Here is an 11,741-nt window from a genome sequence, read left to right as displayed (position 1 = left end):
ACACTTTAAAAAGAAAGATGAGTTTGAGTCACAAGTTGCAAGATTCTCTTTTTTGACCCAAAAAAGGCTAGGATTCCCTTTGAGCAATAATTTAGAGACAGGGATTATCTATCCTAATGGAAAAAAATATATGTGCAACTTTAGATTTAAGTAAATCATTATCAGACTTTTCTTCGCAGGTAACAAAATATTTAGAATTGACGAATATCACGGAATGGAATGGGAAAGTTCTTGAAGAAAGAGAAAGAGAAATTAGAGAAAATGCACTTATTTTAGCTGGTCAATGTATTGCTATTTTGTTATATACCCTCTCACAATCTGAATCAGCTAATCAAACAGCTATGATTCAAACAAGAGGCTGGTGGGATGGTAAGATGCAAAAACACGGTTATAGAAAGCGAGAAATATTAACCGTCGGAAATGTTTTAGTAACTTTAAGATTACCATATATGGTAAGAAAAAATTCAACAGTTAAGACCAAAAATAAAATCTCTACTCACGGAGTATATCCGTTATTAGCGTGGTTGGGAATGTCAGACGGTCTAACCCCATTAGTATGGTCAACAGTTGCCAATACGGCGCAATCACTAGCTCATTTGAAGCCGCCTGTACAACTTTGACGGGTTGGGGAATTAACCTTAGTTTAAAACGAATTGAACGTTTAACATATAAATTTGGTCAAATTGGCATCAACTTACGTCAATCTAAAATCTTAAATCGGCAATTAGGAAATTTAGCTGAAGGCAATATTCTTAAAGGGCAAAGAGTTGTCATCGCCGTAGATGGTGGTCGGAGTAGAATCCGAATTAATAAAAAGGGGAGAAAAAGTTCCAAAACCAAGCGACACGGGTTTATCGGCAAATGGGTTGAGCCAAAGTTATTCACAATTTATGTTGTTGACGAGCAAGGTAAAAAAATAAATAGTTCTGAGATTCCTATTACGAATGATGGCACTTATGAAGGATATAAAGCGCTTTTAGATATTTTAGAAGCGGATTTAGTTGACTTGGGAATTAGTCAAGCAAAACAAGTCTTATTAATCGGGGATGGAGCGGAGTGGATCTGGATACATATTCCCCCACTTTTGGCAAGATTAGGATGCCCAGTTGAAACTTATCAGCTATTCGATTTTTATCATGTTACGGAAAATTTAAAAGTATTTGCGGACGCGGCTTTTAATGAAGAGGCACAGTCTAAGGAATGGTTTGTAAAAGTTAGAAAGAGTTTAAAAAAAGGTAAAGCTAAATCCTTAATCAGCCAGATGGATGAGTTGATTGCTGTAGCTACTGGAGAGCGCTGTAAGATTATGGTAGTTAAGCGGAATTATATTTTAGATGCTTATCGTAAAGGGCGTTTAAATTACGATAAAGCAATAAATAAAAAACTCCCTATTGGCAGTGGTGCAATTGAGAGTTTAATCCGTCAAGTTGTCAACTTAAGAATCAAGGGTAACAGTAAATTTTGGTTGAAAGAAAATGCAGAAATTATGTTACATCTGCGTTGTCAATGGATAGCTAAAAGTTGGGATAATTTTTGTTGTTCTATCTTTAATTCCTTTCTCAAACCCCAAACTGCTTGATAAATTTTATACTTTAGTTCTACTTTTAACTTATTATTTGCTTTAATTAACACTAAGTGTAAAAGACTGATTGTAGATATTTTTGGTAACAATGGTCAAATGACTTGCTATTAATCTTTTTGAGATATCTCATCAAGATGAATTATCACGACTATCAGCATATATTTGGTAACTAAAGTCACTTCTTACTTAGATTTGATTTTTGCGATCGCACCTTGTTTACCGGATCTGACAAAACCGCATTGCTCCCGTGAGGAAACTGTACGCAATGAGCGAATTAATCTTCCCCCACCGCTTTTTGTAGCATGGTGTAAGAACAAGGATAGAGCAGGGTTGGGATGGGAATTTAACCAAAATACGGGATTATATCAGCCAGTAAGTTAGTATTTTAACAAACAGAATACATGCGTCAGTCGCCAGAATTCAGAAGAAGGTTAAGCGACTGGCGGATGAATAAACGGGTTGAAGTCCCCCACTAAATCTCTGATTTAGTGGTGCAATAATCAAGTGGCGAGTCTGAATCCCCCACTCATTAATTCTGACTCCTGTTAGCGGTAGCGGGGCGTTTAGCCCATTCTGACTTCTGAATTCTTCTTCAATTAATTTAAACTTGTAGCGGCGAATGTGCGCTCTGCTGTTGCTGTTGCCAATTTTCATTTTTTAAAATGTGATTATTTCACAACCTTCAAGCAATTCGTCATAAACAGTTAGTTGTTGTGTTTTTAAGTGATTTGGTAGTGAATCATCATCAAAGGTCAAAGTAACAATATGAGTATTTTTGAGACTAAGAGATGATTTGCTGATATCGGTTATTGCCGCACTCATGCCGCTTCGAGTACCGATCAGATACTTCACTGATTGGCCGATCTTTAACTGTGTTGCTGGAATAGCCATAAATGTTAAAAGTGTACTTCAAGAGTAGTCTGGTTGGATGCGACCGTTGTTCTCATTTTGGGCATGGGTTTTATTATTGGAGCAGAACTGCGTCAATTGCTGAATCAATCAACTCAATTGCGGTAGTTTCATAGTGATAAGTATTAAAGCGAAACTTGCCGACAAGTTCGGGCTGTTTTGACGGACGATAACCATACTTGGATTCATACATTTGTAGTGCAAGACTACCAATAGTAGTCATCTGTCCAAGTGTAGCAGTCAGTTGACGTTGTTGTAGCCTAGAAGCGACAGTAACAGTAGGGGAAGATGTTGTTGTACAAGTGGTTTTTCTGGTGTTGCTCAAACTCTGCCAGATTTCACTAAGTTGCTCAACAGGTGAAATGAGGAGATTGGTTAGTCCAGTAAAACGCTGGGCGGGTTTATCAGTAGCGACAGCAGTTTTCAATGCTTCATGCTGTCCAACTGCGATGAATGTACCCATTGCGCGAGTCATAGTCGTGTAGAGCAGCTGACGGGTTAACATCCGGTAATTAGCCCTAACCAATGGGAAAATCACATAAGGAAATTGGCTACCTTGACTCTTGTGACAAGTTATACAAAACGAGTGCATAATTTGCTCGAAGTCGCCAGGATAATAATTAACAACTGCGCCGCCCTCCCAAGAGATCGTAACCAAAAATTTTTCCGGTTCCACAGCAATAACCTGACCGATCTCGCCATTCATTACAGGCGGGACGGTTTCATAACGGTTTTTCAGCTGGATTACGCGATCGCCGACTCGGTAGATAACTGACCCAGAGACAACTTGTGGTTGATTTTCAAGTTTTGGATTAAAGATGGGGGCAAGAAGCTGATTGAGATTGTGAACTCCACAGTCTCCTTGTTTTTGGGGCGCTAAGATTATTAGTTGTTGATTTAAATCAACACCTGACTGGCCAATAGCTTTAACCAACTCAACGATGGCTTGGGAGGTCGCTTGGGGCGAGTCTTTTTGAATCATTGCACAGTCACCGACATCCATCCAATCAGAAACTTGATTAAAATTGTGCAGTGTGGGGACTATGCCAGAATTGACATCATTAGCAGCATAAATAATCGGGCTTTCGTGCCGTTGGCGATAAATCGTCTGTAAGAAAGTTGTTGGCACGAGTTCAGAAACAATTAAATCTCGCAAGACCATTCCTGCGCCAATACTGGGCAATTGATCAAAGTCCCCTACCAGGACAATTCTGGTTTTTTTGGGCAAGGCTTTGAGTAGCGAATTGAACAGAAATATATCAACCATTGAAAATTCATCAACGATTAGACAATCAAGATTTAGAAGATTATCCTCGTTATGAAGAAAAACCGCATTGTTTCCCTGCCATTGCAATAAACGGTGAATAGTAGTTGCTTCAATGCCTGTAGCATCTTTCATCCGGTTAGCAGCTTTCCCTGTTGGAGCGGCAAGTGCAATCGCTTTATCAGTATGGATGAACCATTCAACCAAGGTTTTCAGTACATAAGTTTTCCCTCGACCAGGGCCACCAGTAATAATGCTAATTGGATGTTTGGCTGCCATCATCAAGGCGCTGATTTGTTCATCACTTAAACGTGAAAGTTGGCGATAGTCAGTAGTTTGGAATTGGGCTAACCAGTGTTCTAAATGTTCAGTGGGGTGAGTCGGTTGCTCAAGGAGAGCAAGAATTTTCAAAGTCACAGAAAGTTCAGCCCGATAAGCAGCTTTGAGATAAACGCTATTACCAACATCACCCGAAACTAAAGTCCCCTTTGCAAGTAACTGTTGAATGATTGTATTTAAAAATTGAACATCGGGCGTATGCTGTGGTGAAGAAAGCAGGTCAGTGGCAATACTTACTAATTGCTCAAACGGTAAAAAACAATTCCCTTCACGCAAGCCGGATTTTAAAACATGGATTAAAGCTGAGATATAACGAGTATCGCTGTATAGTGGGATACCAAGAGATATTGCTAGCTCATCAGCAGTCTTAAAACCGATGCCATCAATATCATCAATTAATCTGTAAGGGTTGTTCTGAAGTACATTTGCAGTTTTGTGTCCGTAATAGTCACAAATTTTCAAAGCTAACTTCAATGAAGTTCCCACAGCCAAAAGTTGGGTAATCACTCCCAAGTTCGGATTCTTTTTACTCTCTGACCAAGCTTTGGTAATACCATCAATCCGATATTGAGTTAGTCCGGGAACAGTGTAAAGCTTTTCGGGGTTGTTATCTAATATCGATAAAGTCTCACTTCCAAAGCAATTGACCAAAGTTTGAGCAGTTTTCTTGCCAATCCCACGAAATAGTCCACTTTCTAAATACGCCTCGATTTCCGGCAACATCAGAATCGGAAATTTTTCGACTTGAAGGAGCCTCGTCATGAGTCAAAGAGTAGTTGAGAGATTCTGTTCTTCTACAAGGGTAGCTCTAAAGCTAACTCATCGTCTCAAATCAAAAATCCAATTGGCTTACGAACTCTAAAGAATCTCCTTGTGCGATGAAAGCTGTTCATGGGCTAGAGCCTAAAAGGGATGTAAAGAAATGTTTCTGTTAAGGTCATCAAATTTGGCTTCAATACAAGATTTAGTCATCTGCTAAGTTAATGGCAGTTAAGCATAATGGTTTTGGTAAGAATGGATAGTTAAGCATGGCGCTTTTGGCAAGAATAGATCGGGTATTGTGTGGGAATTTAACGAAAATACGGAATTATGTCATCCGGGAAGTTGGTTGGAAACATCCAAATGTTTTTTCAAAGTATAGGGGCAATCAGGAGTTTTGATTCCACTGGCGTAAGGTAATTTATAGGATGCCCAAAGCTGCCACCGTAAAACATCGACTCCAATAGTTGAACTACCGAATTGTACTCGATAGTCTTTGTCTGGGTTTTGTATAACATTTTTGATGATGGTATTTATCGAACAGAATTCAGGAGTCAGGAGTCAGAATTCAGAATGAATTCTGTATGACTGGTGGATAGCGGAGCGTTAGCGAGTCTGCGAGCGTCTGAATAATCGGCGTTTTTGCACCCCCACCAAATTGAAAATTTGGTGGTCTTTAATCAGTCGCGGGTCTGAATCCCCGACTGATTGATTCTGACTCCTGAATTCTGACTTCTGAATTCTTCTTCAACGCTTCTATCTTGAGATTATTCGGTATGCCCATTAGTAGTTTTGTAAGCCACTGTTTGATTTGTGGTGACTGTAGCCAGTCTTTGATTTGGTCATCAGTGGGAGTTAGGCGATTGGCTAATAGGGTGGGATTTTCGTTATCTTCATTAACTTGACTTTTGGGTTGAAAGAGTTGAGGAAAATTAGTATCTGTGTTGGACATAAAGTTGATTGGTTAAAAGAAAGCATCTCTATTATAGATAAATTGGATAAATCCGATAATAGCTAATATCTTTTATCAAGATATTAAGATAAATAAATATAAGAAGATTATTTATCCTTTGACACAAAATTATAAAGATTTGACTAATTAATTATGTTATAAATATTAAATAAGTTCCTTATGCAAGTATCAAATAAATACTATGCACCCAATAGAGTTTAAGAAGAAGTGGAAATTAACTTATCAAGAGATGGCGTTCGTATTAGGATACGAAAGTGATTACACTGTTCGCTGCTGGGGAATGAAAGGAAGATTTAAGCGAAACCCTCAAAACGTTGTTCACGTAGCTTGCAGCCTTCTAGATGAAAAATGGGCAAGTCAGGGTAAGAAGCTAAATTCTTGTCTTTGAACAAAATTTTTCTCTTGTAGTTGCATTTGCGACTTGCCCGCCACGAAAAAGGCGGGTATTTTTATATGTAGTTAGAAGTTCCAAGAAGTTCTCAGAGTCATGGGGATAGGGAGGTTTACCTGGCAAAATGAAGAACTAACAAGACCAGAAGTTGCGGCGATGTTAAAGCCAAAGGTTTCTGCAAGACAACTACAAGCATATTTGAACATAGCTCGGAAGTACTTGCCAGAGTTCCAGAAATTCACCAACAAAAAAACAGGTGGTCTAGATGGCTATGCAAAGCTATACGAGTGTCACATTATAGTACTTCAGGAAATTCGCTCACTAGCTAGGGAGCATACTTTAGCTGACATAGAAAGTGAATTTCAACAAAGAGCATTAAACAAGTCAGAAGTGGAAAGTTGGAAGTAGATTTGTTGTTACTTCTAACTTCGATAATAAGGTCAAGAAAAAGGGGGTAGGGTGTGGGGTGTAGTGAGGACGGCATTGGACGTAACTCTGAAACCCCGACCAATGCAATTGCCTTAAAATGCAGGACTTAAACCAATTCGCAATTCGCAATTCGCAATTACGTTTTGTGACGTGGATTTAGCTGAGGCATCAAAACGCGCTGCCGTCATTAGGCAGGGGGACTTAAACCCCCAAAGTTTGTTAAACACAAAAGGTTGTTGGGGCTATTTCTTCCCACACCCCACACCCTAAACCTGCAACCCCGCCCCAACGGGGCTTGGTGATTTTTAGATTTTTCCTAGAACAATGAAAAAAGGAGTAATTGCCTTGGCATCTAATAATTCTGTGCGAAGAACACAATCTCAAGTTCTTGCTAAGGCGTTCGCGGCGATTGGGCGCAAGTATCAGCATCACATTTACGCGGCGGGTACAGCGACAATCATTGTCATGCAGTCAATGCCCTCTTACGGGTGGGGCTTATTCGATTCGGCTCAGACAGCAATGACTTGTATGTTCGGCGGGGCTGGTGGTATTGGTGGGGGTGGTGCGGCGGCAGCTAGTACTGCCATTAAAGCACTTCCGGCAGTGATCAATGCAACGATCACAGTGCTTTTGTTTGTATACTTTGTGGCTTCTGGGCTTAAGGTTGCCAACGGCATTGGTGAAGGGCAGGAAGTAACGCAGATGGTTCAACAACCCGTAGGCGTGTTTTTCATAATCCTGGTGCTTTGGATTGCTCAAAGTATCTTATTTAACGGCGTTACAGCCGCTTGTTAGTGATGAGCGAGTACAATAAATCGCCCATGAAACGGGTGAATCAGTCACTTGGTCAAAATGCAACAATCGGCATTTTTACTGGCTTTCAGTTTGCAGTCGCCTTATTTATGTTTGGCGTGGGCTTCATCATAGCGATTATGTTTGGGGCAGGAATAGTTTGGGGACTGCTGGCTGGTGTTTGGTTGAGTGCTACGGTGATAGTTTTATCTGGCAAACGTCCTTACTTGTTCTGGTCAAGAGTGTTCCCAAGCGTTCCAGTTTTCACTCGTGGCTATGTCAGATATTCTTCGCCCCAAAACAAAAAAAGGGCGGGTTCAAAGGGGATGCCTAAACTATGGTAAAAAGCAGCATTCGTAATCAAAAAATAGTACCCTTTGAAGACTTTTTAGACTTAGCAACTTTAGTGAAATTGAAAAAGGGTAACTATGAAATCGGAGCTTACTTGTTGAGCAAAAAACAAGTAAGCGACACTAACAACACGCTGCAATTAGTATTCGGATATGAATGCACTGGCTTTCACCCACTGTTTAATTCATCAGAGAGATTAGAGGCGATGGCCAAGGCTTTTGAGAACGGCTGTAAAGAGTTCTCCGAGGGTGAGAAATTCACCTTTCGTTGGTCTTCGTTTTGCGACGAAGACAAAGTAATTGAAGACTATCGCCAGAGACTAGATAGCCCTATATCTCTTGAGAGTGAGTTTCTTGATTGGGGGCAAGTTGCCCGAATGCAGGAACTCACACGTAACCATCAGCGCAAGGACATCAAGCTCAGTATTTACACGACTTTCACTGTCCGCCCAGGAGGTACCGAAGGTGGTGACGCGGTAGATAGAGCGATAGTTAAGCTGGCGAACTTTTTACAGCGCAGATTCACCCCAACAGGAGCAACCGAACTCACTCTTCAAAACTTAACTCAAGTTCTTGAAAAAGCGATAATTGTCTCTTTGCGGCATCAACAAATACTATCTGAGATGGGCTTGTTCCCCTCGCCAAAATCAGACAAGCAATTGTGGAGCGACCTAGTTGATAGAATGGGTGCGAAGCCGACAAAAGTGCCCCATACATTGGTTTATGATACAGGCGAATTAAGGGAGGAGATTAACGAAGCCGCGCCCAACCCATCGTGGTATAACGACCAATTACACGCTACATCGGTACTTCTGAATAATGGCATCCCCTACGCTGATCGGCGCTGGGTATGCTTGCCCCATCAGAGTACTGACAAAAAGAAATATATCGGCGTGATGACGCTTGCCCAGAAACCAGAGATATTTGCCTCAACCCATCAGCAAGTCCGCTTTTTATGGGACGTATTCTCACGCGAAGGGATTTACGATGTAGAGATAATTACAGAGATTAGTCCAGCCGATCAAAAAATGATTAGGCTTACCCAACAATTGATTACAAGGAGGTCAATAAATGCCGAAGTTAGTGCTAGGAAAAAGACTATTGACGTAGGAGCGCAAATTAATACAGAGCGGTCAGTCGATGCTCAGAAGCAGCTATACACGGGTGATGTCCCGGAAAATGTAGCAGTTACTATTTTAGTCTATCGCAACTCTCCAGAAGAAATTGATGACGCTTGTCGGTTAATTTCCGGCTATATCAATCAACCTGCGGAGTTGATTAGAGAAATGCAGTATACATGGTCAATCTGGCTCGACACTTTGCTGTTGAGACAAAGACCCCAGTTAACATTTCCTTTTAACCGCCGAGCTACTTTCTTTGCTAGTGAAGTGATTGGTCTAACTCCAGTAGTCCAGACAGCTAACGGTGACAAACAAGGCTTTGAATTAGTAGCTGATGAGGGTCAATCCTCGGTTCACATTGACCTATCAAAGCCGAAAAACATGATGGTAATCGGCACTACCGGGAGTGGGAAATCGGTAATAATTGCCTCTATTATTTATCAATGCTTGGCGTTGGGAATGTCAGTATTAATGATTGACCTGCCAAATGATGATGGTTCAGGAACTTTTGGAGACTTCACACCCTACTTTAATGGATTCTACTTTGATATTTCAAAGGAATCAAATAATCTTGTACAGCCGCTAGACCTATCAAAGATTCCTGAGTCGCAGTGGGAGGAAAGAACAAAAGCCCATCGAAATGATATTAATTTAATCGTGCTTCAATTAGTTTTAGGAACGCAAAAGTTTGATGGGTTGCTATCACAAACTATTGAATCTGTTATACCTCTAGGCACAAAAGCCTTTTACGAAGATGCCGAAATCCAAGAACGATTTGAATTAGCGCGAAAAGCAGGGATAAACACCCCAGAGTGGGCGAATACGCCGACATTGGCAGATATGGAGAAATTCTTCTCGCTTGCGTACATTTATTTAGGCTATGAGGACGACAATGTAGAAAAAGCGTTAAATTACATCCGCTTGCGGTTACAGTACTGGCAAGCTAGTAGCATTGGTAGCGCTATCTGCAAGCCTTCAACCTTCCAGGCAGATAGCCAGTTGATTACCTTTGCACTGACTAATCTGCAATCAGGCAAGGATGCAGAAGTGTTCGGGATGAGTGCATATATCGCCGCGTCCCGTCAATCCCTCTCCTCGCCCAATAGTGTATTTTTCATGGATGAGGCTAGCGTATTGCTAGGATTTTCTGCATTATCACGGCTTGCGGGTCGGAAATGCGCTACGGCTCGAAAGCAAGGCTGTCGGGTGTTTCTGGCGGCACAGGATGTCATTTCTATTGCGAAATCGTCGGCGGGAGAACAAATATTACAAAATATGCCATTGCGGTTGATTGGGCGGATTGTCCCAGGCGCGGCTAATAGTTTCTCTGAGTTGCTGGGCATCCCTAGAGAAATTATCGATAAAAACGAAAGCTTTGTCCCCAATATTCAGCAGCTATATACGTTGTGGCTGTTGGACTACAACAACAAGTATGTGCGCTGTCGCTATTATCCCTCATATCCCCTGCTGGCATTGGTTGCCAATAGCAGAGAAGAACAAGCCACGCGAGATAAATTCAAGAAAATTCACAGCGACAAGTTCACCTGGGTGGCAGAATTTTCTAAATATTATGTCGAGTGCATCAAACAGGGAAAACCATTATGAAAGTTCTATCATCAGTCATTCATACGAAGCTATTGCTGGCAATACTAGCAGGTGTCGTGTCAATAGGAGGTTTTCAGGTTTGGCAATACAACCAAGCTCAATACGAAAAGCTTATTAGCGAAGCGAAGAATGGCTGTGGCGTGTACATAGAATTGGGCGAGGATGCCATCAAGCGCTCCCCCAGCCTAAGAGCATTGAAATATCAAAATAAGCGATTGAGTGGATTAGAGCAACCGGGGATTAACTCTGAATCCGCCAGCCCAGGTGCTTATGTCATGCTTTTTCGATCCCCTGCTTCCACCCTTCCACCTAATGCTTTGCCTTTCGATGATCCCTTCTTCACCAGTTTATTAAATAAGGAAGAATCACCTAAAACATTAATGGTTCAAGCTGTTTCTTTTGATTTAGCAAAAAAGCAAGCGACCGTAAAATCTCTTTGTACTAAAAAACCTTTTGTAGTAGCCCTGGAGGACTTGTATCTTGAATACCAACCGATTGATCGCAATCTCAGGCGCAGCAATTTTGATATCCTTTTCTAGCCTCCCTGCTAATGCTCAAGCTAGTCAAAACCAATCTTTCTTAACTCAATTTCAACAAATTTATAGTAGTTTGCAGACTTACATTAGTAATTATCAGAAAGAATTTACTAAGTCTTTAGGCAAACTTGAGGCTGAATTAAATCAGGCAATTGAATCTAGTATTGGGGATTTGGGTATTCCTGATCCCCTAAAAGCTGGTAAGAATATTGAGAAAGTCATTGAGAAACAAGAAGGCAATTTGCTGATATTAGATCCGCGCATTCAAGCCGATAATGCTATCAAGGATTGGAACCAGCAATATACACGCGGTCAGTCAGAATCAGTACTAGGAGTTGAGGGTCAACGAGTGCAATCGCAAGAGGCAGCAATAACTAATGATGCCACTGCTCAATCAAGCGAAAATGCTGCCGCCGTCCAAGAGGATGTTATTACCCAAGACATTCTTAAAAAGGTCGCAATTCAAAACTTGCAAAATGTTGTGATTGCCAAGTCTATCCACTCAGAAGCACAAAAGCAATCCCGTTCCTTGGCTGTTGCAAATATTAACCTTGCCGATATTTCAAACAGGCTTGATGAGCAAGCTGCGGCGAAGGATGAGGAATCTAACGCCGCTACTCGCCAGATAATCCAATCTGCTGCCGCTAACGATTCATTCTGGAAGAATCAATAATCGAGTCACAATAACGTT

11 protein-coding genes and 1 pseudogene are annotated in these 11,741 nt (G+C 41.1%); 8 read left to right on the top strand and 4 right to left on the bottom strand.

The genetic code is table 11. The features are described from left to right. The first annotated feature begins 116 nt into the window (after window positions 1-116). Window positions 117-1,579 (top strand): annotated as a pseudogene (locus FD724_RS37220) (ISLre2 family transposase). Window positions 1,580-1,744: 165 nt separating this feature from the next. After that, window positions 1,745-1,963 (top strand): hypothetical protein, encoded by a 219-nt coding sequence (locus FD724_RS37215; protein ID WP_179076473.1) that lies wholly within the window; start codon window positions 1,745-1,747, stop codon window positions 1,961-1,963. 39 nt (window positions 1,964-2,002) lie between these two features. Here FD724_RS37215 and FD724_RS37210 read toward each other — a convergent pair whose 3' ends face one another. The 4 genes from FD724_RS37210 to FD724_RS37195 all read right to left on the bottom strand — a co-directional run bounded on the left by FD724_RS37210 (window position 2,003) and on the right by FD724_RS37195 (window position 5,805). After that, window positions 2,003-2,236, bottom strand: a complete 234-nt coding sequence (locus FD724_RS37210; protein WP_179076635.1) for a hypothetical protein — start codon at window positions 2,234-2,236, stop codon at window positions 2,003-2,005. A 3-nt stretch (window positions 2,237-2,239) separates the two neighbouring features. Continuing rightward, window positions 2,240-2,473: a hypothetical protein gene (locus FD724_RS37205; protein ID WP_100904243.1), complete on the bottom strand. Its 234-nt coding sequence runs from the start codon at window positions 2,471-2,473 to the stop codon at window positions 2,240-2,242. A gap of 73 nt (window positions 2,474-2,546) precedes the next feature. Further along, window positions 2,547-4,856 (bottom strand): ATP-dependent RecD-like DNA helicase, encoded by a 2,310-nt coding sequence (locus FD724_RS37200; RefSeq protein ID WP_179076634.1) that lies wholly within the window; start codon window positions 4,854-4,856, stop codon window positions 2,547-2,549. Between the two features lie 673 nt (window positions 4,857-5,529). Beyond that, on the bottom strand, window positions 5,530-5,805 hold the full coding sequence (locus FD724_RS37195) for a hypothetical protein (RefSeq protein ID WP_179076633.1): 276 nt from the start codon (window positions 5,803-5,805) through the stop codon (window positions 5,530-5,532). 508 nt (window positions 5,806-6,313) lie between these two features. On the opposite strand from FD724_RS37195, the gene FD724_RS37190 reads away from it, so the two are divergent. The 6 genes from FD724_RS37190 to FD724_RS37165 all read left to right on the top strand — a co-directional run bounded on the left by FD724_RS37190 (window position 6,314) and on the right by FD724_RS37165 (window position 11,723). After that, window positions 6,314-6,625, top strand: coding sequence for a hypothetical protein (locus FD724_RS37190; protein ID WP_179076632.1), 312 nt, complete (start codon window positions 6,314-6,316; stop codon window positions 6,623-6,625). 345 nt (window positions 6,626-6,970) lie between these two features. Next, window positions 6,971-7,441, top strand: a complete 471-nt coding sequence (locus FD724_RS37185; RefSeq protein ID WP_179076631.1) for a hypothetical protein — start codon at window positions 6,971-6,973, stop codon at window positions 7,439-7,441. 2 nt (window positions 7,442-7,443) lie between these two features. Then, the gene (locus FD724_RS37180) at window positions 7,444-7,782 is read left to right on the top strand and encodes a hypothetical protein (protein WP_163934752.1); all 339 of its coding nucleotides are present in this window, start codon (window positions 7,444-7,446) and stop codon (window positions 7,780-7,782) included. Next, a complete protein-coding gene (locus FD724_RS37175; protein WP_179076630.1) occupies window positions 7,776-10,514 on the top strand; it encodes an AAA family ATPase in 2,739 nt (912 codons plus the stop codon). Before FD724_RS37180 ends, FD724_RS37175 begins: the two co-directional genes overlap by 7 nt. Further along, a complete protein-coding gene (locus FD724_RS37170) occupies window positions 10,511-11,053 on the top strand; it encodes a hypothetical protein (protein WP_179076629.1) in 543 nt (180 codons plus the stop codon). Before FD724_RS37175 ends, FD724_RS37170 begins: the two co-directional genes overlap by 4 nt. Further along, complete coding sequence (locus tag FD724_RS37165) at window positions 10,995-11,723, top strand: hypothetical protein (RefSeq protein ID WP_256874748.1); 729 nt, start codon at window positions 10,995-10,997, stop codon at window positions 11,721-11,723. Before FD724_RS37170 ends, FD724_RS37165 begins: the two co-directional genes overlap by 59 nt. Window positions 11,724-11,741: the final 18 nt, after the last annotated feature.

This window comes from Nostoc sp. C057 (assembly GCF_013393925.1).
Taxonomy (GTDB): Bacteria; Cyanobacteriota; Cyanobacteriia; order Cyanobacteriales; family Nostocaceae; genus Nostoc; species Nostoc muscorum_A.
The sequence above is the reverse complement of the archived record's forward strand: the minus strand, read 5'-3'. Positions and strand labels throughout refer to the sequence as shown.

Bases quoted from the DNA above. Each gene is read 5' to 3' on its own strand.
- FD724_RS37170 (WP_179076629.1), top strand. From the start codon at position 10,511: ATGAAAGTTCTATCATCAGTCATTCATACGAAGCTATTGCTGGCAATA.
- FD724_RS37190 (WP_179076632.1), top strand. From the start codon at position 6,314: ATGGGGATAGGGAGGTTTACCTGGCAAAATGAAGAACTAACAAGACCA.
- FD724_RS37185 (WP_179076631.1), top strand. From the start codon at position 6,971: ATGAAAAAAGGAGTAATTGCCTTGGCATCTAATAATTCTGTGCGAAGA.
- FD724_RS37200 (WP_179076634.1), bottom strand. From the start codon at position 4,856: ATGACGAGGCTCCTTCAAGTCGAAAAATTTCCGATTCTGATGTTGCCG.
- FD724_RS37175 (WP_179076630.1), top strand. From the start codon at position 7,776: ATGGTAAAAAGCAGCATTCGTAATCAAAAAATAGTACCCTTTGAAGAC.
- FD724_RS37210 (WP_179076635.1), bottom strand. From the start codon at position 2,236: ATGAAAATTGGCAACAGCAACAGCAGAGCGCACATTCGCCGCTACAAG.
- FD724_RS37205 (WP_100904243.1), bottom strand. From the start codon at position 2,473: ATGGCTATTCCAGCAACACAGTTAAAGATCGGCCAATCAGTGAAGTAT.
- FD724_RS37180 (WP_163934752.1), top strand. From the start codon at position 7,444: ATGAGCGAGTACAATAAATCGCCCATGAAACGGGTGAATCAGTCACTT.
- FD724_RS37195 (WP_179076633.1), bottom strand. From the start codon at position 5,805: ATGTCCAACACAGATACTAATTTTCCTCAACTCTTTCAACCCAAAAGT.